The 23545-nt window shown below is 56.0% G+C and carries 27 protein-coding genes and 1 tRNA gene; 17 read left to right on the forward strand and 11 right to left on the reverse strand.

From position 1 onward, the window contains the following. Positions 1-132: 132 nt before the first annotated feature. Complete coding sequence (mltG, locus tag C8N45_RS14710) at positions 133-1290, reverse strand: endolytic transglycosylase MltG (protein ID WP_108387019.1); 1158 nt, start codon at positions 1288-1290, stop codon at positions 133-135. After that, positions 1290-2549 (reverse strand): beta-ketoacyl-ACP synthase II, encoded by a 1260-nt coding sequence (gene fabF, locus C8N45_RS14715; protein WP_108387020.1) that lies wholly within the window; start codon positions 2547-2549, stop codon positions 1290-1292. Before fabF ends, mltG begins: the two co-directional genes overlap by 1 nt. Positions 2550-2833: 284 nt before the next feature. Between fabF and C8N45_RS14720 the strand changes: the two genes are divergently transcribed. Beyond that, positions 2834-3328, forward strand: coding sequence for a hypothetical protein (locus C8N45_RS14720; RefSeq protein ID WP_133175988.1), 495 nt, complete (start codon positions 2834-2836; stop codon positions 3326-3328). 263 nt (positions 3329-3591) lie between these two features. Further along, positions 3592-4470 (forward strand): hypothetical protein, encoded by an 879-nt coding sequence (locus tag C8N45_RS14725; protein WP_133175989.1) that lies wholly within the window; start codon positions 3592-3594, stop codon positions 4468-4470. 47 nt (positions 4471-4517) lie between these two features. Here the strand turns inward: C8N45_RS14725 and C8N45_RS14730 are convergent, their stop codons facing one another. The 3 genes from C8N45_RS14730 to fabD all read right to left on the reverse strand — a co-directional run bounded on the left by C8N45_RS14730 (position 4518) and on the right by fabD (position 6624). Beyond that, entirely contained in the window at positions 4518-4751 is a 234-nt protein-coding gene (locus tag C8N45_RS14730) for an acyl carrier protein (protein WP_108387023.1), read from the reverse strand. A 182-nt stretch (positions 4752-4933) separates the two neighbouring features. Further along, positions 4934-5671: a 3-oxoacyl-[acyl-carrier-protein] reductase gene (gene fabG, locus C8N45_RS14735; protein ID WP_108387024.1), complete on the reverse strand. Its 738-nt coding sequence runs from the start codon at positions 5669-5671 to the stop codon at positions 4934-4936. 14 nt (positions 5672-5685) lie between these two features. After that, entirely contained in the window at positions 5686-6624 is a 939-nt protein-coding gene (gene fabD, locus C8N45_RS14740) for an ACP S-malonyltransferase (protein WP_108387025.1), read from the reverse strand. A 169-nt stretch (positions 6625-6793) separates the two neighbouring features. Between fabD and C8N45_RS24025 the strand changes: the two genes are divergently transcribed. The 4 genes from C8N45_RS24025 (at position 6794) to C8N45_RS24040 (ending at position 8150) form a co-directional block, all read left to right on the forward strand. After that, positions 6794-6946: a hypothetical protein gene (locus C8N45_RS24025; RefSeq protein ID WP_309499022.1), complete on the forward strand. Its 153-nt coding sequence runs from the start codon at positions 6794-6796 to the stop codon at positions 6944-6946. Positions 6947-6979: 33 nt separating this feature from the next. Then, positions 6980-7411 carry a cytochrome b gene (locus tag C8N45_RS24030; RefSeq protein WP_309499024.1) on the forward strand — a complete coding sequence of 144 codons (432 nt, stop codon included), beginning with the start codon at positions 6980-6982 and terminating at the stop codon, positions 7409-7411. A 144-nt stretch (positions 7412-7555) separates the two neighbouring features. Then, the gene (locus tag C8N45_RS24035; RefSeq protein WP_309499026.1) at positions 7556-7750 is read left to right on the forward strand and encodes a hypothetical protein; all 195 of its coding nucleotides are present in this window, start codon (positions 7556-7558) and stop codon (positions 7748-7750) included. A gap of 4 nt (positions 7751-7754) precedes the next feature. Beyond that, positions 7755-8150, forward strand: a complete 396-nt coding sequence (locus C8N45_RS24040; RefSeq protein WP_309499054.1) for a YceI family protein — start codon at positions 7755-7757, stop codon at positions 8148-8150. Here C8N45_RS24040 and C8N45_RS14750 read toward each other — a convergent pair. Together C8N45_RS14750 and C8N45_RS14755 are read right to left on the reverse strand one after the other, a co-directional pair. Beyond that, entirely contained in the window at positions 8064-8642 is a 579-nt protein-coding gene (locus C8N45_RS14750) for a YceI family protein (RefSeq protein ID WP_108387138.1), read from the reverse strand. The genes C8N45_RS24040 and C8N45_RS14750 overlap by 87 nt on opposite strands. Before the next feature lie 213 nt (positions 8643-8855). Beyond that, a complete protein-coding gene (locus C8N45_RS14755; RefSeq protein WP_133175990.1) occupies positions 8856-9443 on the reverse strand; it encodes a hypothetical protein in 588 nt (195 codons plus the stop codon). A gap of 259 nt (positions 9444-9702) precedes the next feature. On the opposite strand from C8N45_RS14755, the gene rpsF reads away from it, so the two are divergent. From rpsF to C8N45_RS14780, 5 genes are all read left to right on the forward strand, one after another. Beyond that, positions 9703-10056 (forward strand): 30S ribosomal protein S6, encoded by a 354-nt coding sequence (gene rpsF, locus C8N45_RS14760; RefSeq protein WP_108387027.1) that lies wholly within the window; start codon positions 9703-9705, stop codon positions 10054-10056. Positions 10057-10083: 27 nt separating this feature from the next. Beyond that, positions 10084-10311, forward strand: a complete 228-nt coding sequence (gene rpsR / locus C8N45_RS14765) for a 30S ribosomal protein S18 (protein WP_108387028.1) — start codon at positions 10084-10086, stop codon at positions 10309-10311. Positions 10312-10323: 12 nt separating this feature from the next. Further along, positions 10324-10944 carry a 50S ribosomal protein L9 gene (gene rplI / locus C8N45_RS14770; protein WP_108387029.1) on the forward strand — a complete coding sequence of 207 codons (621 nt, stop codon included), beginning with the start codon at positions 10324-10326 and terminating at the stop codon, positions 10942-10944. A 369-nt stretch (positions 10945-11313) separates the two neighbouring features. Further along, complete coding sequence (locus tag C8N45_RS14775) at positions 11314-13269, forward strand: bifunctional 2',3'-cyclic-nucleotide 2'-phosphodiesterase/3'-nucleotidase (RefSeq protein ID WP_108387030.1); 1956 nt, start codon at positions 11314-11316, stop codon at positions 13267-13269. A gap of 197 nt (positions 13270-13466) precedes the next feature. Beyond that, entirely contained in the window at positions 13467-14084 is a 618-nt protein-coding gene (locus tag C8N45_RS14780; RefSeq protein ID WP_108387031.1) for a hypothetical protein, read from the forward strand. A gap of 82 nt (positions 14085-14166) precedes the next feature. On the opposite strand, the gene tig is transcribed toward C8N45_RS14780, so the two are convergent. Both tig and C8N45_RS14790 read right to left on the reverse strand, forming a co-directional pair. Then, entirely contained in the window at positions 14167-15498 is a 1332-nt protein-coding gene (gene tig / locus C8N45_RS14785; RefSeq protein WP_108387139.1) for a trigger factor, read from the reverse strand. 25 nt (positions 15499-15523) lie between these two features. Beyond that, positions 15524-15608: transfer RNA gene (locus C8N45_RS14790), tRNA-Leu, on the reverse strand. A gap of 166 nt (positions 15609-15774) precedes the next feature. Between C8N45_RS14790 and C8N45_RS14795 the strand changes: the two genes are divergently transcribed. Further along, positions 15775-16242, forward strand: a complete 468-nt coding sequence (locus tag C8N45_RS14795; protein ID WP_108387032.1) for a Hint domain-containing protein — start codon at positions 15775-15777, stop codon at positions 16240-16242. On the opposite strand, the gene C8N45_RS14800 is transcribed toward C8N45_RS14795, so the two are convergent. After that, positions 16239-17885, reverse strand: a complete 1647-nt coding sequence (locus C8N45_RS14800) for an NAD(P)H-hydrate dehydratase (RefSeq protein WP_108387140.1) — start codon at positions 17883-17885, stop codon at positions 16239-16241. The two genes, C8N45_RS14795 and C8N45_RS14800, sit on opposite strands and share 4 nt — an antisense overlap. Positions 17886-18056: 171 nt before the next feature. Here C8N45_RS14800 and C8N45_RS14805 point away from each other — a divergent pair, with 171 nt between their 5' ends. The 4 genes from C8N45_RS14805 to C8N45_RS14820 all read left to right on the forward strand — a co-directional run bounded on the left by C8N45_RS14805 (position 18057) and on the right by C8N45_RS14820 (position 21198). Next, positions 18057-18395 (forward strand): P-II family nitrogen regulator, encoded by a 339-nt coding sequence (locus C8N45_RS14805; RefSeq protein WP_108387033.1) that lies wholly within the window; start codon positions 18057-18059, stop codon positions 18393-18395. A 33-nt stretch (positions 18396-18428) separates the two neighbouring features. Then, positions 18429-19835: a type I glutamate--ammonia ligase gene (gene glnA / locus C8N45_RS14810; protein ID WP_108387034.1), complete on the forward strand. Its 1407-nt coding sequence runs from the start codon at positions 18429-18431 to the stop codon at positions 19833-19835. A gap of 463 nt (positions 19836-20298) precedes the next feature. After that, the gene (locus tag C8N45_RS23010) at positions 20299-20571 is read left to right on the forward strand and encodes a hypothetical protein (RefSeq protein ID WP_133175991.1); all 273 of its coding nucleotides are present in this window, start codon (positions 20299-20301) and stop codon (positions 20569-20571) included. Positions 20572-20877: 306 nt separating this feature from the next. Continuing rightward, complete coding sequence (locus C8N45_RS14820; protein ID WP_108387036.1) at positions 20878-21198, forward strand: hypothetical protein; 321 nt, start codon at positions 20878-20880, stop codon at positions 21196-21198. Positions 21199-21352: 154 nt separating this feature from the next. On the opposite strand, the gene C8N45_RS14825 is transcribed toward C8N45_RS14820, so the two are convergent. Further along, positions 21353-22210, reverse strand: a complete 858-nt coding sequence (locus C8N45_RS14825; RefSeq protein WP_108387037.1) for an endonuclease/exonuclease/phosphatase family protein — start codon at positions 22208-22210, stop codon at positions 21353-21355. Between the two features lie 101 nt (positions 22211-22311). On the opposite strand from C8N45_RS14825, the gene C8N45_RS14830 reads away from it, so the two are divergent. Beyond that, on the forward strand, positions 22312-23517 hold the full coding sequence (locus tag C8N45_RS14830) for a bifunctional alpha/beta hydrolase/OsmC family protein (protein ID WP_108387141.1): 1206 nt from the start codon (positions 22312-22314) through the stop codon (positions 23515-23517). Positions 23518-23545 lie beyond the last annotated feature (28 nt).

The raw sequence follows: 23545 nt of genomic DNA on the forward strand, positions 1-23545 counted from the left end.
GTCGCAGTCGAGAGGCAGGACACATCTGCCTTCTAGCTTCACCAAACTACCCCAAAAGAGGCAAAAAAGTCAATCACTCCAAGGTTGTAGCCCGCGCTCCACGTTTACTTTTCAGTAACCGCCCCGGGAGAGTCAGCCCCCATCAGCACGTTCTGCTTCGATGGCACGCCAGCGTGCAACATTCTGATTATGGTCGTCTAAATTCGTCGCAAACGCGTGGCCACCGGTACCATCAGCGACAAAGAAAATATACTCTGTCGTGTCAGGGTTAAGGGCTGCTTCAATGCTCGCACGGCCCGGGTTGGCGATTGGCGTTGGCGGCAAACCTTCGATCACATAGGTGTTCCAAGGGGTTTCCCCACGCAATTCGCTTTGCCGCAAACCACGCCCCAGAACACCCTCGCCTTGCGTGATTCCATAAATGACCGTGGGGTCAGTCTGCAAACGCATACCTTGGTTCAAACGATTCACAAAAACGCTTGCCACTTGCCGCCGTTCTTCGGCCACACCAGTCTCTTTTTCAATGATACTGGCAAGGATCAACGCCTCTTCGGGGCTGTTGATCGGCAAATCGTTCACGCGATTTGGCCATAGCTCAGCCATGATCGCCTCTTGTTCCGCGACCATGTCATCCAGCACACCGGATACCGTATCACCGCGCGTGATGGGGTAGCTCTTGGGGGCCAGAAACCCTTCAGGCGGGACTTCGGTCGTATCGGCCTCCAGCACGTCAATCTTGCCTAGCGCATCAGTAATTTGCCAGCTGGTCGCTCCTTCGGCCACGATCACCTGAAAACTGGTGCCTATCTCGTCTTTCACCGACAGATAACCTTCCGGCGCCGCGTCCTCATCCTTGTCAAAACTCGCGACCTCGACAAACTGGTTGGATACCGGGTCAAGCTCTCTGACGTCCACCGTGGTACGGTTGATCCCGATGCGATAAATTACTTCCGTGCCGCAGGTACTCCGGCCACCGCGGGTCACAATGTCGACGATGCTTTCCATCGACGCGCCTTCGGGCACACGAAAACTGCCAGCTTTCAGCAAACCCGATTTGTCAGAATAATCAGCCCCCATTCGGAACAAAACCGGAGAACTCACCGCATTCATCGCCTCAAGGTCCTGCGCCACACGGCGCATGTTCGCGCCTTGGGGAACCTCAAAGCATATCGCTTCAGCCAATGGACCAGGAGCACGGTATTGCCCTGCCCCCCAACTGACGACTCCCACCAAAAGGAAAAGGGCAACGATCAGAAATGTCAGACCGTTCGCGGCCACATGGCGCCACATTAGTCAGCCTTTCCAAAGACAACACTGGCATTCGTTCCGCCAAACCCAAAAGAGTTGGACAGCGCGACATCAATCTTGCACGCGCGTTTGGCGTTCGCACAAAGGTCAACCACGGTTTCAACTGCCGGATTATCAAGGTTGATCGTCGGCGGTGCGACCTGATCGCGGATTGCGAGGATCGTAAAGATCGCCTCGATCGCGCCAGCAGCGCCCAGCAGATGGCCTGTAGCCGATTTGGTCGAGGACATCGTCAGTTTCGACGCGGCATCGCCAAGCAGGCGTTCAACCGCGCTCAACTCAATCGTGTCCGCCATAGTTGACGTACCATGCGCATTTACATAATCAATCTGGCCCGGTTCAATCTTGGCGTTACGGCAGGCCGCCCGCATGGCCCGCTCTGCACCTTCATGATCAGGTGGAGGGGCGGTAATGTGGTGCGCGTCACCGCTCAGCCCGTAACCAAGCACTTCAGCATAAATGCGTGCGCCGCGTGCCTTGGCATGCTCATATTCTTCCAGAACAACCATACCTGCCCCCTCACCCATGACAAACCCGTCACGGTCCTGATCCCATGGGCGGCTCGCGATTTTCGGGTTGTCATTGTGCTTGGTGCTCAGCGCTTTGCAGGCGTTGAAGCCAGCAATACCCAATTCGCAAATCGCCGCTTCCGCGCCGCCTGCAACCATCACATCAGCATCGCCGAACTGAATCAGGCGCGACGCATCGCCAATCGCATGCGCACCAGTCGAACATGCCGTTACAACAGCGTGGTTGGGTCCTTTGAACCCGTACTTGATGGACACCTGCCCCGAAATCAGATTGATCAAAGCCCCGGGAACAAAGAAAGGGGATACGCGGCGCGGGCCTTTTTCGGCCATCATGACTGCGGTGTTGGCAATAGAGTTCAAACCACCGATGCCAGAGCCCATCATGACACCGGTCCGCTCAAGGCTTTCCCGGTCAGTCGGTTCCCAACCTGCGTCCTTAATCGCCTGCTCAGCAGCGGCCATCCCGAACAGGATAAAGGTATCGACCTTGCGCTGATCTTTGGGCTCCATGTATTTATCGGCATTGAAGGTGCCATCACTTCCGTCACCAAACGGCACCTCGCAGGCATACTGCGTTGTCAAACGGCTGGGGTCAAACCGCGAGATCGTTCCCGCACCCGACTCGCCGTCCAGCAGACGACTCCAAGTTTCTTCGACACCATCTGCAAGGGGAGTAACCAACCCCAAGCCTGTTACGACTACACGACGCATATTCTGCCCTCACCTCTTGGGGTAATTTCACCGGAACATACCCCAGCATCATGCAAAGGATCAATGGGTCCTGACCCTAAGCAAAGGACCGCGTTTCGCGCAGCGCGAACAGGCGGTTGTCTGCGCGGCGCGCCTTAGCCAGCGGTTAATACCCTTTCACTATGATCGCGCGCATGAGAAGGGCTCCTGATATCTTGCGCCGGGCGCTATTGTGCCTGCTGCTCTGTGTGGTCTTTGCAGGTGCGGCAGCAGGGTCAGCGCAGGCAAATTGCCGTGTGGTCGGCATGATTGATGAAATGTACGCGGCACAACAACGGCTGATTCTCAATCCGCAGACACCGTCGTATATCTCGGAAATTCGGCTGATCCGGGGGCACTCAGAAAAAATCAACGACAGTATGCTGATTGAAGCAATTGATTCACATGAACTTTCGCGCCGCGGCGCAACATTTCTCCGCTTCACGTTCAATGCGCGCCGGTTGGTGAACCGTATCAGTATCGACGAACCGGACACGGCCCAGCGTCACTTGCAAGTCAGAGGCGTGCTGCGCAATTTGCGCAATATTGGGGACTATCTGAATGAACTGCGTTGCAGCGCTGCGGAAACAAAAGCCGCCAAGCTACCCGAAACTGACCCGGAAGATTTTGGCGCCGCGCGACGGGAAGCTCTGATCGAGAAGCTGACACTAATTAATCTACTTTTGCTGGCTGCGGCGACTTTGGGCACATTTGGCGGGGCGAAGCTCTGGAAAAACCTGCGGTCACGCACGGGCGGCTAACAGGAATAATGATCGTTTTCAAAAGAACATTTTCCATTTGGAAGCGGCAGGCTGTTGCAGGCCAGCCCAAGAAATATCCATCATAGGATACGCGAAGCGCAATAAGATTTTAGGACATCCTGTCTATATTTTTGCTAATGATGCGTCGTAGCAAAAAACTGATCCTTGCCCTGTCTTGCTGGGCTTGCCTTTCGCTGCCAACGGCTGCGGCCTACGACGCTTGCTATCTATTCACACAGGTGCGGATACTCCACCAGGCTCAGATGCAAATAGCTGCGGCAAAAGACACGCCATCACTCCCACAGTACGTCAGGTTGCTGCGCAAACGCCTTGATTTATTGGCTGATCGGACCGTAATTGACGCGATCGGGGGGCCAGATCGTCTGCAACTTCAGGAGGTTTTTCGCAGATTTCTGTACAATAGCCGTTTCGCCCTACAGACCTTCAACGGTGATGATCCTGTCGCTGCATATGAATATTATCGAACGCCCGAAGTGCGGGATAATCTACTCTTGGTTGGATTCTACCTGCCCTCTTTGCTCTGCGACGAAACAGAAGTGGCGCAACCAACGTCTCCGTCGCCGGGTGATTTTCGCAGAGCAGGCAGCAGCGATACTGCTTTCAAAAGTGCCCTTGAAGAAGTGATAGGGGATGAGATGGGTGCGACCGAAAAAAAGACTCTCCAGGACAGAGTAAGTGCGCCTTCATCTTTACAGATCAATTTGGACAGTGAGGCAACAACATCGATTCTTGATGGTGTTCTGAAACTTGGCATTGGCATACTTGCTGCCGGGGCCGCTTATATAGCCTTTTGGGCATCCCGGTGGTTGCTGGCCGGGCGCCGACATCGCGCGCGCCGTTATCCAGCGCAATACAAGACAGTCTCGAAGATCGACGGCGAAACCATCGAGGGTGTGTTGCACGACATCAGCAGCCGCGGAACCAAGTTCGCACACAGTCTGGATCGATCAATCGCAATTAAAACACCGGTTGCTGTCCAGATTTTCGATGAATGGTACGAAGGCAGCGTCGCATGGAGCAATGACCATTACGCTGGTGTCATATTCCGCAGCGGGCCGAAACCCAAGGTCGTGCGCGCAGTGCACAGTCACATTTCCAAAAGGATTGATGACTTTACGTAAAAACGGCGCCCCCGAGGACGCCGTTCTTTGAAAAATTCTGGTGCCTGTCAGGCTGCGCCGTTGATAAACTTCACGGCATCGCCAAAGGTCTGAATGGTCTCTGCTGCATCGTCTGGGATTTCGATGCCGAATTCCTCTTCGAATGCCATGACCAGTTCGACTGTATCAAGGCTGTCAGCGCCAAGATCATCAATGAAGGACGCAGCTTCGGTCACTTTATCTTCTTCAACACTCAGGTGCTCTACAACAATCTTGCGCACACGGTCTGCAACGTCGCTCATATCAATTCCTCACGTATTTTGGGCCTGCGCCCGATTTAACCTAGGGCTTCTGCCCGCCTTATTGTCCTACCATAGCAAGACTTCACCAAATCGCACAATGTCATTGACGCCGCGCGGCCAAGCAAATCTGGGTGGCCTATAGCAGAGAATTCCACCAACGCAAACGGTTTCGGACTATCGTGCTAGATCATCGCCATCCCGCCGTTTACGTGCAAAGTCGTGCCGGTGACATATGCGGCCTCGGGGCTGGCAAGATACAGGACTGCTGCTGCAATCTCATCTGCATTGCCCATCCGCCCTGCTGGCACCTGCCCCAGGATCGCAGTTTTTTGGTCGTCCGTCAGCTTGTCCGTCATCGCAGTGGTGATGAAACCGGGTGCAACGCAATTGACTGTGATTCCCCGGCTGGCAACTTCATAGGCGATCGATTTGGACATGCCGACCATACCCGCCTTGGATGCTGCATAATTCGCCTGCCCTGGGTTCCCTGTCGTACCAACAACCGACGAAATATTTACAATTCGGCCCCAGCGGGACTTCATCATGCCGCGGATCACACCCTTGCACAGGCGCATTGTCGACGTCAGGTTCACATCAAGCACAGACGACCATTCATCGTCAGACATCCGCATGAACAGGTTATCACGGGTGATGCCCGCGTTGTTGACCAGAATGTCCACAGACCCAATGACGTCAGCCGCCTGCTTGGGTAGTGCGCTCACAGCCTCTGCATCGCTCAGGTTACAAGGCAAGACATAGGCACGGTCGCCCAGTTCATCCGCCAATGCCTGAAGCGGGTCAATGCGGGTGCCGGACAAGACAACGGTGGCCCCCGCCGCGTGCAGTGTCCGTGCGATTTCCGCGCCAATTCCGCCAGATGCACCTGTTACAAGCGCATTCTTTCCATTCAAATCAAACATTTATCCGCCCTTATTTATGTATTTATCGCAGTAGCGACCGCCGCCACATCGTCCGGAGTTGCAATCGCAGCTGTCGCAAGATCGCGGTCAATCCGCTTGATCATACCCGACAATGCCTTGCCAGCACCAACCTCGAACACCTCCGTCACCCCGTTTGCGGCCATATAGCCAACGCTTTCGCGCCAGCGGACCGATGCAGTGACTTGCGCGATCAGCAGCTTTCTGATCTCTGCGGGGTCGGTCACGCCCGCTGCAAGCACATTGGCGACGACCGGAACCGTTGGCTCCGCGATGGTGACATCAGCCAGCGCGTCGGCCATCACTTGCGCAGCGGGGGACATCAGTGCGCAATGAAATGGGGCGCTGACTGGCAAAAGAACTGCCCGCTTCGCCCCTTTTTCCTTGGCGATCACCAAAGCGCGTTCCACCGCCGCCTTATGGCCTGATACAACGACCTGACTAGGGTCATTGTCATTTGCGGCCTGACACACTTCTCCCTGCGCGGCTTCTTCCGCGACGGCCTGCGCATCATCAAACCCTAGCCCCAACAAGGCCGCCATGGCACCAACACCCACCGGAACCGCCTCTTGCATGGCCGTCCCGCGAATGCGCAACAGGCGGGCTGTATCCGCAACGGAAAAGGCCCCCGCCGCAGCCAAGGCCGAATATTCCCCCAGCGAATGACCAGCCACAAAGGATGCATCATGGATATGAACACCCTCTGTTGCCAGCGCACGCACAGCAGCAAGCGATGTGGCCATCAAAGCGGGCTGCGCATTGCGGGTGAGCGTCAGTGTTTCAATGTCGCCGTCCCAGATCAGGCCGGACAAGTCCTCGTTCAGGGCATCGTTGACCTCGTCGAACACAGCCTTGGCAGCCGGATAGGCTTCGGCAAGTGCCTTGCCCATCCCAATCGTCTGTGCCCCTTGGCCCGGAAATACAAATGCGCGCATTGGCACTCTCCTGATATTTTTTGTTGCGGCAGGCTTACCCTGCCCGTGCGCCCCATTCAAGCAAAGCAATCAGTGATCATTTACGCGCAGCCCCTGCCGGCAGAGGAACGCGCGTTTGCCTAGGCGCCCAAAATCATCAGTGCCAGCTTTCGACCAACCCACAAGAGGATTGGATAAGCCCGCTGCAAATTCCGCTTCCAGTTATGGAACGATCACCAAGACGTTTCACTGGCTCACCGCCCTTTTCATCCTGACAGTGATCCCGCTTGGGGTCATTGCCAACAGGCTGCCCGACGAGACCGACGCGCAGCTTGCCCTGTAGGCCCAGTTGTTTTCGCTTCACAAGACGCTTGGGGTGATCAGATTTCTTGTGGCACTGGCCCGCATCCTTTGGGCGATCACCCAAACGAAACCCGGCGGATTGCACCCTGAACGCGGGGTCGAATCCTTTCTGGCCGATCTGGTGCATTGGCTGCTTTATGTGTCGCTGGTCGCCGTCCCCCTGACCGGCCGGATACACCATGCCGCCACATCGGGGTTTGCGCCAATCCTGCTCCCGCTGGGGCAAGACCTGTCCTTTGTCGGAAAAAGCGAAACCACCGCCGAACTGTTCGGCACACTTCACTGGATCTGGAGCAAGATCATGGTCGGGACAAGCCCGCTGCACGTCGCCGGCCCGCTGAAGCATCATGTCATCGACAATGACAACACCTTGCGACGTATGTGGTTCGGCCAATCGCAAACGAAGGCCACAGACGCGCACGAGGGCCGGGCAACGGCACCTTAGGCGGCCATTGCCATCGACATCATCGCGACCAACGCGGGAATTGCGTCCGGACTTTTCAGTCACGACACGGGCCCATCCGGCCCTGCGCTCGAACGAGTCGCCTCTGACTGGGAGGTGAACGAAGGGTCCATCGGGATTTCGGTCATGCAACTTGGCAGTACGCTCGAAGGGCAATTCAATGACTGGACGACTGCTATTCGCTACGACCCGGACGGCACTGGCACAGTGGGTGATGTGACAACGATCATCACTATCAATTCGCTGACACTTGGGTCTGTGACGGATCAGGCGATGGGCACTGACTTCTGCGACACATCCCACGGCAACCTTTACGGCTGATATCATCAAATCAGACACCGGATTTCTCGCAGACGGGAAGCTTTCCATCAAGGGAAGTTCGGTACCCGTAGCGCTGCCCTTTGACCTGATACTTGTCGATAACAACGCCACGTTGAACGGCACGATCAATCTCGACCGCCGCGATTTCAACATCGGGGAGAGTATGGCAGACGAATCAAGCTTGGGGTTTGGCGTTGGCGTTGGCGTTGGCGTTGGCGTTGGCGTCGCCATCACACTGACGGCCACACGCAGCAAGACAAGAAAAAACCGCGCCGGTTATGGCGCGGCCTACGTTTCGAATTTTCCGTTTGTGCTATTCGGCAACCGTTGCCTCGATCGAGATGTTCAGTGCCACCTCGTCGCTCACGAACGGTGCGAACGCACCGACTTCAAAATCTGATCGCAGAATGGTCGCGGTTGCGTCGAACCCGGCCCAAGGCTTTTTCGCCATAGGATGTTCGCCTGACTGGTTCATCTTGGCATCAAGCACAACGGGCTTTGTGGCGCCGTTCAGTGTCAGATCGCATGTATTCAACGCTGTGGTGTCGCCAGTCACTTCGATGGAGGTTGAGGTGAATATCACCATTTCATCTTCATCCGCGCCAAAGAAATCATCGCTTATGAAGTGGTTGAAACGCTCTTCCCAGCCTGTGAACATCGAACGAACTGGAAAGGGTACAGACACGCGGGATGCGGCGGGGTCTTCCTGATTGAAGTTGATTGTGCCTTCAATACCGGAGAAAGGGCCATAAGTTGTAGAATAGCCCAAGTGATTGTAGCTAAAGAGAACTTGGCTATGGCTTGCGTCAAGGACATAGTTTGCGCTGCTGGCTGCGGCTTGCGTTGTGAACCCTGCGATGACGAGGGCTGCGGCGATCAAAAATTTCTTCATTGGCATCTCCTGAAAGGCGTGTTTGGGTGCGCCCCTCAAAGATAGTGTGCGGCCCTGCGACACATTTCCGCTTTTGTGAACATGAACTGTTTGCGCGGATAACCACGACACCTGTTCGCGTGATAAAAAACGACATAAGTCTGCGGGCGCTCATGACACAAGAAAACGCTCCGCATGGGCGCGCCTTTGAAAATCTGTTTGTTCAAGAAGTCCTCAGGCGGCGACGCTGGCCGACGATTGCGGTACAACCATCAGATCCTGCCCCAGGCGATCGCGCAAACCAATCAATTGCGCCTCGGTGCCTTCAGCGACAGGGACGGTTTGAACCGTATTGCGATACCGCAGGACAAGGCTGTGCATGCCGATCCTTTCGTTGTAGTCCAGAAAGACCCCGCCAATCGCATCAAAACCGTAGCATCCGATGGTTGTGGGCTTGCCCGCCCGATTACAGATCACCTCACGGATTTCGCCGACGCTGTTGTCAACGTGCAGTTCGGTCCGCGACCCGCGGCTTGCAAACCACAACAGATAAATCGCAATCGTACCAAAGAGCGTTGCAGCACCAACGCGGAACACGCCGATGTCACCATCAAACATCAGTGTTGGTAGCAAAAGGATGCTGAAGCACGCAGTCAGGAAGCAGGCACCCAAAAAGAATGAAACGGCCTGAGATGCCATTACGCCCAGCGAAGGGCCCCGTCCAGAACGCACTATGTAGCCCCAATAGGTATCCTCGACCGAAAAGGTCGAAGGCTTCGCCAACTGCTGCCTTCTATTAACGGACACATTCGCGTTGCTCATGTCATCAATCCTTGCCACCGTCGTTCACCTTTAAAGCCCGACAAACAGGGCTATAAAGGGGCAAGGTCAAGGCAAGGTTAAGAAAACCGACGGTGTGACCGGGTCGACACGTGCAAAGGGGTTGCGTGAACCCGCGCGGACTGTATAAGGCCGCATCCTTCTGCGACTAGATATGAACTGCGCAGTCTCTCGTGGGTGGGGTGCAGAAGGTCACATGCCCCGCACTTTGAAATGCGCCGAGATATGAACTGGAGTACGCATGCCGCTATACGAGCATGTCATGATTGCGCGTCAGGACTTGTCCAACACGCAAGCTGAAAGCCTTATCGAACATTTCGGAACCGTGCTTGCCGACAATGGCGGCAAGTTGCTGGAAAACGAATATTGGGGCGTCAAGACGATGGCCTACAAGATCAACAAGAACCGCAAAGGGCATTACGCCTTCCTGCGCACCGATGCCCCTGCCCCTGCCGTGCAGGAAATGGAACGTCTGATGCGCCTTCACGAAGACGTCATGCGCGTGCTGACCATCAAGGTCGACGCACATGAAGAAGGCCCCTCGGTCCAGATGCAAAAGCGCGAAGAACGTGGCGACCGCCGCGAACGCCGCTAATCGTTGATCACAAAAGGATAGACAATCATGGGAAGCAAACCATTTTTCCGCCGTCGCAAGTCCGATCCGTTCGAGGGCGACAACGCCCCAAAGATCGACTATAAAGACACCCGCCTGTTGCAGCGCTACATCTCTGAGCGTGGCAAGATCGTTCCGGCCCGTATCACCGCCGTCGGGTCCAAGAACCAGCGCAAACTCGCCCAGGCGATCAAGCGTGCCCGGTTCCTGGCCCTGCTGCCATACGCTGTAAAGTAAGGAGAACATATCATGGATATCATCCTGCTCGAACGCGTGGCCAAGCTGGGTCAGATGGGCGAAGTCGTTTCCGTCAAGGAAGGCTACGCGCGCAACTACCTTCTGCCACAGGGCAAGGCCCTGCGGGTGAACGCGGCCAACATGGCGCGTTTTGAGGCTGAAAAAGCCCAGATGGAAGCCCGCAATCTTGAAACAAAGAAAGAAGCCGATGCACTGGCCGCGAAACTGGATGGACAGAATTTCGTTGTGATTCGCTCTGCCTCTGACGCCGGTTCGCTTTATGGGTCCGTCACCACACGTGACGCGGCCGATGCAGCGACCGAAGCCGGTTTTTCGGTCGACAAAAAGCAGATCGTCCTGCTTGGTGCGATCAAGGAACTGGGTCTGCATGACGTATCTGTCAATCTGCACCCTGAAGTCACTGCGACCATTACATTGAACGTCGCGCGTTCGGTTGAAGAAGCAGAACTGCAAGAGGCAGGCAAATCGATTGCAGAGCTCGCAGCGGAAGAAGAAGCTGCAGCAGAATTCGAAATTCAGGAGCTGTTCGACGATATCGGATCGGCTGCTATGGACGACGAAGAACTGGCACCTGCCGCAGACGCATCCGACGACGAGAATACAAAAGACTGATTCTCTGGATGTTATGAATTTATTAGGCCGCCCTTTCTGAGGGCGGCCTTTTTTGATGACGCACATCCAAAAAGCAGAGCGTGCGGAACCGTCTATACCAAATCTATCTCGACTTGCTTTGCAAGCCGATTGGCCGGGGGCTTTGCCCCCGGACCCCCAGGATATTTCTGGCCATAAGAAGCAAAAGCTGTGTCTGGCGATTGCTTGAGGCGAGACCAGATCAAATCTGCCAAGACGTTGACGCATGGAGCTGAGGCCATGCGCAACGCCGCAATCCGACGCAAAGACTCAGGCAGACACGTAGTAACCCCCTTGTGGCATTCATCCGTCGGCTGTTTACTGACCGTGAATTCATCAAAAGGGGTTATCATGTCACTACGTCTCAATCGTCGTCATTTCATCGCGGGGTCAGCCGGGCTGGTTGCCATGCATCCATTTTCCGTCAATGCGGCAACGGGTCAGGCGCACCTGCGGCTGATGGAAACGACCGACCTGCATGTACATGTTTTCCCTTACGACTATTACGCAGACCGCCCTGTCGATACTGTTGGTCTGTCACGCACGGCCAGCATTATCGCGGGGGTGCGGGCCGAATCCACAAACTCTTTGTTGCTGGACAATGGCGATTTTCTGCAGGGTAACCCGATGGGCGACTACATCGCATATGAACGCGGGATGAAAGACGGCGATATGCACCCGGTTATCACGGCCATGAACACACTGGGTTTTGATGCCTCCACTCTCGGGAACCATGAATTCAATTATGGGATTTCGTTCCTGATGAAATCCGTTTCCGGGGCCGCCTTCCCCGTGGTTTCGGCCAATGTGGTGACACAGATGGGGGCGACCCCGACAGACGACAAAACGCTGGTGCCACCGTATGTGATGATTGAACGCAATATAATCGACGGGGATGGCAACACATATCCGATCCGGATCGGGCTGATCGGTTTTGTGCCGCCCCAAATCATGAATTGGGACCGCAAACACCTCGCAGGCAACGTGCAGGCCCGTGACATTGTTGAATCCGCCCGCGCTTATGTGCCCCAGATGAAGGAACAGGGCGCCGATCTGATCGTGGCTCTGTGCCACTCGGGGATAGGCGGCGCAAATGCAGAAGACGGGATGGAGAATGCGGCAATCCCCCTTGCTGCCATAGACGGGATAGATGCCATTCTGACAGGGCACAGCCATCTTGTTTTCCCCTCCTCGAACTACGACGATTGGGCGGGTGTTGACACAGCCGCAGGCACCATCGGGGGCAAACCCGGTGTGATGGGCGGGTTCTGGGGCAGCCATATGGGGCTTGTCGATTTGCTACTTGAGCGCGATGGCAGTGGCTGGCGGGTTCTGTCACACACATCCGAGGCCCGACCGATTTCAAAACGCAATGAAGACCGCAGCATCACCCCTCTGGTTGAGGATTTCACACCTGTGCTGGAATCGGTTCAGGACGTCCACGAACAGACACTCGCGTATGTGCGCACCTCCGTTGGCAAGACCGCCGCGCCCCTGCACAGCTATTTCGCGCTGGTTGCGGATGACCCGTCGGTCCAGATCGTATCAAACGCGCAGACATGGTATATTAAGGAACAGATGGTTGGCACAGAATACGAAGGCCTGCCTATTCTGTCGGCCGCAGCCCCGTTCAAGGCCGGCGGTCGTGGTGGGCCGGAGTATTTCACCGATGTGCCCGTTGGCGATGTAGCAATCAAGAACGTGGCTGATCTATATTTGTACCCGAACACTGTGCGCGCGGTGAAGGTCACGGGCGCGCAGGTCAAGGATTGGCTGGAACGCAGCGCAGGCATGTTCAATCAAGTGGCACCCGGCACCACCGATGCGACCCTGCTGAACCCCGATTTCCCAAGTTACAACTTTGATGTAATCGACGGGGTCACCTATCAGATCGACCTGAGCCAACCATCAAAGTTTGACCGGGAGGGTGCGGTGATCAACGCAGATGCGAACCGCATCACCGACTTGATGTATGATGGCCAACCAATTGATCCGGATCAGGAATTCATAATTGCTACCAATAATTACCGGGCATCGGGCGGTGGCAGCTTCCCTGGCACAGGTGATACGATCATCTTTGAGGGGCCGGACACGAACCGTGATGTGATCGTGCGCTATATCGTGGATCAGGGCACTGTGGACCCCAAGGCGGACGCCAATTGGTCGTTCAAACCACTGCCCGGCACCTCGCTGATGTTTGAAACCGGGCCCGCAGGCGCTGCCTACGCGGACAGCGTGGCGGGCATGAAAATCGCGCCCGCAGGAACGTCCGACACTGGCTTTGCGTTGTTCCGGATTGAGATGTAGTCAATCGGTCCTGTCTGCCGGAGTGCCTGTCACAGGAGCGCCGGCAGCACATGCTGTCTTCCCTTTCCTCATGTCAGAGGGAGAGCCCCATCGGCAGCATGCCGCTCATGAGCCGCGTCGCGAGGGAAACTGTTCAACGGAGGTTCACAATCGGTCCGCTAAGAAAGTGCTGCCCCAAGGAGTAGGAAGATACCGAAATGAACTTCAAAGCATCGACAATTCTGAAAATCACCTGCGTCGCACTGACGGTTTCAACCGCCGCAGCTACGTTCGTCGCTACCTCTGCCACGCCTGCATATGCCGAACGTGGTGGAAACGGCAATGGCAAGGCGCGTGGCAATGGCAATGGCCGTGGGAATAGCGAAGCCCGCCAATCACGCCGCGAAGCCCGCGAAGCATCACGTGGAAATAACGGCAACAACGGACGCGGGCATATTGCGCGCGAACTGAAAGGGTTGAATGCGGCGCACGCCAATCCAAATGCGCTGGCAAACGCGGCACCGGGCAGCATGCCCGGCAAGCTCAACGAATACAAAGAGGCGCACCAGAATCTGGTTGAAACTGTCGCGATTCAGGATGTCGCCTATGCAGAGTATCAGCGCCTGATCGGACTGAGCCCGGAAGAAATTGCAGAGGCTTATCCAGACGGTGGCTACGAGGGTGCCGTCACATCCGCCGCAGATGAATATCTTGCTGCGCGCGATGACGCCGTGGCTGCGCAAGACCTCGCGAACGACCGGCTGTCGACCCTGACAGACGGGCGCGAGCTTTCAGACGACGCATTTTCAGAACTCAAGCGTTTGCTGAACCTGTAGGGCCAAGCACGGGTCATCCACCCGATGAACAACAAAAAAGGGCACCCAAGCGGGTGCCCTTTCTCATAAACCCAACAGGGTCTTACTCTTCTTCAAGCGCCTCAACAGCCTTTTGCAGGTCGTCCTTGCTGACTTCCTTTTCGGTCACTGTGGCGGCTTCAAAGATGTGATCAACAACCTTGTCCTCGAACAACGGTGCCTGAAGCTGCTGACGGAATTGCGCGTTTTGCTGCACAAACTCAAAGAACTGGCGTTCCTGACCGGGATACTGACGCGCCTGATTCATAATCGCCTGTGTCATTTCCTGATCGGTCACTTTGACTTCGGCCTTCTGACCGATATCGGCCAACAACAGGCCCAGCTTCACGCGACGCTCTGCAAGCTGCGTGTGCTCGTCCGTCGGCTCGATGGTGGGGTGATCGTGGCCCTCGACGTCGGGGTTTTCCTCGTGCCACAGTTGGTGGGCAATCTGGCTGGCCTCTGCTTCGACCAGTGACAGCGGCAGATCGAAAGAAACTTCCTTGTCCAGCGCGTCAAGTAATGCGCGTTTGGCGACCGCGCGGGACGCACCCGTATATTCAGCCTCAAGACGCTCAGAGATTTGCGTTTTCAGCGCCTCAAGATCGTCCGCACCGAACTTTTTGGCCAACTCGTCATTCAGCGCGGGCTTTTTGGGGCCTTTGACTTCCTTGATCTTGCAAGAAAACACAGCCTTTTTGCCAGCAAGGTTTTCAGCCTGATAATCCTCGGGGAAGGTCACTTCGACATCTTTTTCGTCGCCGGCTTTGACCTTCAACAGACCATCCTCAAAGCCCGGAATGAAAGAGTTCGATCCCAGAACCAGCGGATAATCCTCGGCGGCACCACCTTCGAAAGGCTCACCGTCCACCTTGCCCACGAAATCCAGAATGACCTGATCATCCTTCTTGGCTTGGGTTTTCTTTGCCTCATAGGTCACGGCCTGCGGGCTCTCGGCAAGGTTATCAAGCGCTTCCTTGACCGAATCCTCATCCGCTTTCACGACCATGCGCTCCAGCGTGATCTCGGAAAACGCGACCTCTGCAATGTCAGGCAGCTTTTCGTAGGACACATCGACAGCGACATCGTCGCCCTCTTTCCAGTCCTCGTTGGTCATCTTCATCTCGGGCTGGGCCGCCGGGCGGTCGCCGGTTTCTTCAAGATGTGATGTCAAGGCAGCGTCGATGGCTTCCTGCATCGATTCGCCCATCAGACGCTGGCCAAACTGCTTGCGCAGCAGTGCCATCGGAACCTTGCCCTTGCGAAAGCCCTTCATTTCAACATCAGGCTGGGCCTCTTTCAGCTTTTCCTCGACTTTGGCGTCAAGCTCGGCTGCCGTGACCGTGATCGCGTAACCGCGCTTGAGGCCTTCGTTCAGGGTCTCAGTGACCTGCATCATGTATCCTTCTTCGTTCATATTTTGGTGCGGGTGAAGGGACTTGAACCCCCACGCCTTGCGGCGCCAGAACCTAAATCTGGTGCGTCTACCAATTCCGCCACACCCGCATGATCATAGGGCCAAGCAGTCGCCTGACCCGTGTTTGCGCGCTGTCTAGCAAAGGACGCAAGCGGATGCGAGCAGAAAAATCATCATAAAATCAGCCGTTCCTTAACGCTTTGTCGCCATGTTTGTCAGGCCAACTCCGAACAACAGCGCCACCAAGGATAACCGATGCGTAAGACCGCTCAGAAAAACACCGATCCGTTCCATGTGATCCATGTGTCGGAAACAGGGATATGCCCCGGCACAGAGATCATGACACTTGATGGGGAATTGCCGGTCGAACATCTGATGGCCGGTGACAGGGTGATCACCCGCGCCGGTGTGGCGGTTCTTGCCGGGGTAACAACGCGCAGGGCCAAGGTGCGCCCGATCGTGATCAAGGGTGGCTCGTTCGGCCATACCCGGCCAGGGGTTGATATGACAGTCACACCAGCGACCCGCATTCATGTCCGTGATTGGCGCGCGCAGGCTCTTTTCGGATCAGACAGCGCCGACATCGCCGCGCAGCGCCTTGCAGATGGTGAGTTTGTATCCCAAGCGACCTGGCGACTGATGCAGGTCTTTGACCTGCAATTTGAAAACGAAAGCATCATATATGCAAACGGTGTCGAAATCGTGCTGCCCGCTGCCGCCTAGGTCCCCTGTTTGCGCAGGACCTCCGGCAAAACATCGGGCAAATCCTCAGCAATGAGCCCCGGACCGAAACGCAATGCACATTCCGTATGCAGCCATGCACCCGTTTCAGCCGCCTCATGGGGACCGTAGCCGCGCGCAACCAATCCTGTGATGAAACCGGCCAGCACATCACCGGACCCTGCGGTCGCCAGCCAGGGGGCCGCGCGCGCATAGACTGATGCATTTACACTGCATCTTCCCGACGGATCTGCGATGACGGTATCGGGTCCTTTGAACAATACAACGCACCCTGCCCTTGCGGCTGCCGCGCGCGTTGCCTCCACTTTGGAGAACGCCGGGCCAGAGTTGGCAGGTGCGGCAAGCCTTTCAGCAATGTCGGGAAACAAACGTGCAAACTCCCCCGCGTGCGGTGTCAGAATGCAATCCGGGAGCAAACCTGCGAAAAGCGCCTCCTCTCGCGCGAGAATTGTGAGCGCATCAGCGTCCAACACAAGCCCGCGCGGCGCTGCCCGCAACGTCTGCGCCAACAACGCTGCTTCGCGGTCGCCCACACCCAGTCCGGGCCCGGCACAGAGCGCATTGACGCGGGAGTCGGCCAGAATTTCGGCAAGCGCTTCAGTATCCTTGAGCGGTTGCAACATAACAGCATTCAACTGCGCCGCATTTTCAATCAAGGCCGCAGGCGGGCATCCCACAGTCACAGCCCCCGCCCCAACCCGCAGCGCACCCCGCGCCGCCAGTCGCGCAGCACCACCTTTGCCAACACCTCCGGACAGAATGAAGGCATGACCGTGAGAGTATTTGTGTCCCTGCCTCTTGCCCAACCCAATGCATTTCTCAACCAAACGGACCGTCGTGGCGCGCTTGCAGTCTCTTCTCAGTCCAATGTCCGCAATGACGATGCGACCGCAGTGGCGCGGTCCCTGATCCAGATAGTGACCCAGCTTCGCCCGGTGGAAGGTAACAGTCAGATCCGCCGCCGCCATTGCAGCCGAACCGCCGCGCTGGACCGCCGCGACATCACTCGGGTCATCCTGTAACGACCTTCCGCTGTCGGCACATAAACCACTTGGCATATCGACGGCAACGACCGGTGGTGCGTCCTGCTGCACCCGGTCTGCAAGGTGCAAGCCAGCGCCCGCATCCACGCAATCGCACAAATCGCGTAATATGCGACCCAAGCCGCGCAGCGGGCGCGACAGCCCCGTTCCAAATAATGCGTCCACTACAAGCGAAGCGCCACAAACAGACGCCATCGCCGCATCCGTCAATGGCTCCGCGCGTCCCCAGCGTTCGTAATTCACACGCGCATCCGGTGGCAGCTTGTCCGCGTCGCCATAAAGAAACACATCCACGGCCCATCCGGCCTGCGCCAGCAGGCGCGCCACAACAAAGCCATCGCCACCGTTGTTGCCCGGGCCACATAAGACAACGGCGCGGCGGGACAGCTTCTTATGGCCAGAAATATCCCGGGGGTGTGGGGGCTGGCCCCCATCCTGCGCAAGCTCCGGCCATTGCGCAAAAATCGCCTGAAAGACGCCCTGCCCTGCATGTTCCATGAGCTCCAGCCCGGTGACCTCGCCGCTGTCAATTGCGGCATGCTCAATGGCGCGCATTTGGGCAGCAGTCAGCAATTCGGTCATCCTTTTGGCATCCTTTGTTTTCATTTCGCCTTATTTGAATCCATAATGATTAAAATTTAAGCAACAACTGTTCTTTCACGCACGGGACACGACCGAAGCTAGGGCCTTGAATTGTCCCTATGCAAGAGAAATGGTCTCACCACTGCTGAAACATAGGGGAGTCGCGGGCCGATGAAAAAGATCGAAGCGATCATCAAGCCGTTCAAGGTTGATGAGGTCAAAGAAGCGTTGCAGGAAGTTGGCGTGCAAGGGCTATCATTGATCGAGGTCAAGGGATTTGGCCGTCAGAAAGGGCACACCGAACTGTATCGCGGCGCAGAGTATGTCGTCGATTTCCTGCCAAAGATGAAGATTGAAGTCGTTCTGGCCGATGACATGGTCGATGCGGCAGTCGAGGCAATCATCAGTGCCGCAAAAACCGACAAGATCGGCGACGGCAAGATTTTTGTATCAACCATCGACCAGGCAATTCGCATTCGCACCGGCGAGACCGGCGATGAAGCCCTTTAATCAACAAGATATCTAACAGAGGACCCCAAGCACATGGACAACAAAGCTGTTCTGAAACTCATCAAGGACGAAGAGGTCGATTACGTCGATATCCGCTTCACCGACCCACGCGGCAAGCTGCAACACGTCACCGTTGTTGCCGATCTCGTTGACGAAGATTTCCTTGAGGAAGGCTTCATGTTTGACGGCTCTTCCATTGCCGGCTGGAAATCCATTGACCAGTCCGACATGAAACTGATGCCACAGGCCGAAAGCGCCTATCTTGACCCGTTCTATGCGGAAAAGACTGTATGTATCCATTGTAACATCGTCGAACCTGACACGATGGAAGCCTATGACCGCGACCCGCGCGGTACAGCCGTCAAGGCCGAGGAATACCTAAAATCATCCGGCATCGGCGACACTGCATATTTTGGTCCCGAAGCCGAATTCTTTGTCTTTGATGATGTGCGCTTTCAGGTGTCGATGAACAAAGTGTCATATCAAGTCGACGCAATCGACGGCGCTTGGAACACGGACACTGAATATGAAATGGGCAACATGGGCCACCGTCCGGGTGTCAAGGGCGGCTATTTCCCTGTGAACCCGATTGATGACGCGCAGGAAATGCGCTCTGAAATGTTGTCCACCATGAAGCGCATGGGCATGAAAGTCGATAAGCACCACCACGAAGTGGCGTCTTGCCAGCACGAACTTGGCCTGATTTTCGGCACATTGACCCATCAGGCCGATGAGCTTCAGAAATACAAGTATGTGATCCACAATGTCGCGCAAGCCTACGGCAAGTCGGCGACGTTCATGCCCAAGCCCATCGCAGGCGACAACGGCACCGGTATGCACGTGAACATGTCGATCTGGAAAGACGGCAAGCCGCTGTTTGCTGGCGACAAATATGCCGACCTCAGTGATGAAGCACTGTATTTCATCGGCGGCATTCTCAAGCACGCCAAGGCGCTGAATGCGATTACGAACCCATCCACAAACAGCTACAAGCGCCTGATCCCCGGCTTCGAAGCGCCAGTACTGCGCGCCTATTCCGCACGCAACCGGTCCGGCTGTGTTCGTATTCCATGGGCCGAAAGCCCCAAGGCCAAGCGCGTCGAGGCCCGCTTCCCCGATCCGGCGGCAAACCCGTACCTGTGCTTTGCCGCACTGTTGATGGCTGGCCTTGACGGCATCAAGAACAAGATCGATCCCGGTGCGTCTTCGGACAAGGATCTTTACGATCTGCCACCAGAGGAACTGGCCGCGATCCCGACAGTCTGTGGATCACTGCGGGAAGCTCTGGAAGCTCTGGAAGCAGATCATGAATTCCTGTTGGCCGGTGATGTTTTCACCAAAGACCAGTTGGAAGGTTATATGGAGCTGAAATGGGAGGAAGTGTACGCCTACGAGCACACACCACACCCCATGGAATACAAGCTCTACTATAGCTGCTGATTGCGCTGTTTTACGAATACGACAAAGGGTGCCCACCGGGCACCCTTTTTTGTTATCCGACCGAAGATTGCCAGCTTGACGGGCCGCTTCTATCCTTTGCGCCGAAAATAGCAGGCTGCGGGGCCTTGGTACCTGATTTTCTGCCTGTCGGACAAACCAACCATCTGTTTCGCATGCCAAAACATGTGAGAATTTCGGGGGACTGCAATATGTCGCTTCTTAACTTCGTGTGTGGCGCGACAACGCCGGGAAAGATAGGTGCGGGCAGGATTGGCTCGCGAAACCAATAGCTTGGATATTGTAGATAAACCTCGCTCCTGACGCTGCGGCAGAACTTCGCCAGTTCGATGTGGGCGAAGAACCGACTTACTTTGCCTGCCCTTCCCAATTTCCCGACAACTAATTTGACAGGCTCAACCTGTTCCAAGATGGTCATGTATCTCAAGTTATTCATGACTCGACGGTGCGCGATAGCCCGACCGAGGCGGACATCAATCTGGAGTTGAAGCACCTTATTGGGGTGGAAAACCCGGAGGCTTGCACAGCAGGCCGGTTCCAACTTGATCCCTGCGATATCGTTCGGCGTAACGGCACTATTTCGGAAAATGCGCATTTCATCATGAGGCGGGGCAGCCCGGTTGAAAGCGGTATTGTAATGATGAGGCTTATGTGCGCGTTCCAGATCGCCCACGTTCCGGCGGAAAATAGTCCGAATGGGGACTTTGCCCGCTTTTGACCTCGCAAGCGGATGTGGTGACAAGACGGCAGCTTTGGCCGGTTTCTGAGCAGAAGGGAACATTGGTGGTTTCAAACACGCTATATGGCGAGATAAAGCAACGAAAGATGTTTATTTTTGTTGCACACCAAGGTCTTACTCAATCCTCTCGAAATCGTATCACTACAAACAAGACCATAGTTCGGCAGCTCATCAAAAATATGGTTCAGGTCCCAAACAAGCTATTAGTGAAATTGTTGTAGGGTACGAAAAAGTGTCTTACACCGACGTCCAGCGACGTTAGTTTGATGGGAAAGAGTGAAAGAAATGAAGAAGAGTGCCCTCTACTGCGCCTTGATGGCAACAGTGTTTTTTGTGTCGGGGTGCGAGGTTTTGCCAAGCAACAGCACGAGCGTCACAGACACTGGCATTGATGGCGGTCCGCTGAGGGATGGCGTGGCGTCTATCTGGGTGTCGCCCGACGGCTGCCAATATTGGGTAATCGACGATGGGATCGAAGGATACATGGGCATTCGGATCAGCCCCGTGACCGGTCTGCCCATCTGCGAGCAGCCTGAAGACACACGCACATCAATGCTGAACAAGGATGGATCACAGATCGCAATGGAACCTGAGCCGCAGCGCTAGCGCCATCCATTGAACTGATTGACCTGGGATGGGTTAAAACCCATCTTACTCTGCATTCTCTGTCGCACCCGGCCCCATCGTGCGTCACATGATTTGGCGGCTGCGTTAGGTGTCGCAGTTGCAAACTGTAAGGTGGTTTTTAACCCATCCACCCTCACGGAAAAATCCGAAGCCTGGCCAATACCCCTTGATGATCTGAGCCAAGCTCAGGTTGATAGGTCACCTGCCCTCCGCCCGGTGAATAGGCATGATCCAGCGGCAGTGGCACACCTTTGAGCCAGTAGGTCGGACGCAGGGGCCCTGCCAGTTGCGTGGCCGTTGCCGCCGTCAAGGCACCAACGCTGCTAGCCCAAGGGAACACGTTGAAATCGCCGCCAATCACCACTGGCCCCGTGAGGCCGTCAAGCACCGCCAAAGCCGATTGGAGCGCAGTTTCGTGCCCATAAGGGTAGGCCCATGCCAGATGTATCGATACGACCCAGATCGCCTGACCATCGCGTGCGATCTGCGCCGCAGCCACTGCCCTCCGCGAAGAGCATCGTGTTTTCCGGATCGGGTGTTTTGAAAGGACCGCAATTCCGCTCCACCCTGCGTTCCGACAAAGATGTTGGTGCGGATAGATATCGGCGAGCCCGGTCAGCCACATCCTGTTGCGGTGGGATACCTCTTGCAATGTGATCACTTCAGCGCCGCTTGCGCGCATGTCCTGCGCCAACGCATCCAACTGGCTGTTGCGATACCAGACATTCTTTGAGTAAAGCGTCAAATCGCCATTTGGCGCACCGGCAAAGAACAGTGGCACAGTCGTGACACCAGCCGCGACGGCAGCCATTGCGCAAACCAGCCGTTGCGACCGTGATGGGCTGGCAATCACCAGCAGCACGCAACCCACCCCAAGCGGCAGTCGCAACAACGACAGGCTGTCGCCCAACGGGTGGAAACGGCCCAGAAATCCCGAAAACACCCCCACGCACAAGACAAGCGCGATTATGAAGGAAAGCCATTTGATCATGGTAACATCTCTCAACTTGCCGCGACCGGATCGGCTGGTTCTTGTTTGCAGCGTCCTGACAGGTCATGACTGCGCCCAAAATCATGAAAGGTCGATGCCAGATGCCCACCGAAAAACTCTCGTTTCCCGGTCACGATGGACAAACACTTGCCGCACGCCTTGATCGCCCCGACGGGCCGCAACTTGCCACGGCACTATTTGCGCATTGCTTTACCTGCTCCAAGGATATCACAGCGGCACGCCGTATCGCGGCGCGCCTTGCGTCAATGGGAATTGCGGTCTTGCGATTTGATTTCACGGGACTGGGCCATTCCGAAGGTGAGTTTGAGAATACAAACTTCACCTCCAATGTGCAGGACCTTCACGCCGCTTATGCAGAACTTGCGCAACGTAGCATGGCCCCTTCCCTTTTGGTTGGCCATTCATTGGGCGGCGCTGCGGTCATCAAGGCCGCCGCCGACATGCCGACCGTCAAGGCTGTCGTCACAATCGGCGCGCCATTTGATCCCGGCCATGTGACGCACAACTTCGCGGATGCCATCCAGGAAATAACCGACAAAGGTGTGGCTTCTGTAAATCTTGGCGGCCGGCCATTCCGCATCGGCAAAAACTTTATCGAAGACATCGCACAGGTCGCCCTGGCTGACAGTCTCACCGATCTCAACGCCGCACTTCTTGTCTTGCACGCCCCACGGGACGCAACAGTCGGTATCGAAAATGCCTCGCAAATCTTTCTGGCGGCCAAACACCCCAAAAGCTTTATCACACTCGACGACGCAGACCATCTTGTCAGCAGGCCGTCCGACGCGGAATATGCCGCCGATGTTATCGCAGCATGGTCCAAACGCTACATGGACCTGCCCCAGCCCAAAGCGCATGACACCGCCCCCGAAGGCGTGCTGCGGGTCACCGAAGCGGACGCGAGCGGCTTTTTGCAGGACGTCCAGTCCGGGCAACATCACATCCTGGCAGATGAACCCGTTAAATTCGGGGGCACGAATAAGGGGCTGACACCCTATGGTCTTGTGTCCGCAGGGCTTGGGGCCTGCACCGCGATGACCATCCGCATGTATGCGCGTCGCAAGGGTTGGCCCCTCAGCGCGGTCAGCGTGGACATCACACATGCGAAAGAACATGCACAGGACGCCGCAGAACCGGGTGCCAAGGTGGATCATTTTGACAGGCTGATCCGGCTGAGCGGTGATTTGTCTGACGAACAACGCAGTAAACTGCTTGAAATTGCAGACAAATGCCCCGTGCACCGCACGCTCGAACGTGCGTCAACGGTAACGACAAAGCTGGCATAAGACATAGGGCCCCCAGCCTTGCGTTCGG

This window comes from Yoonia sediminilitoris (assembly GCF_003058085.1).
Lineage (GTDB): Bacteria > Pseudomonadota > Alphaproteobacteria > Rhodobacterales > Rhodobacteraceae > Yoonia > Yoonia sediminilitoris.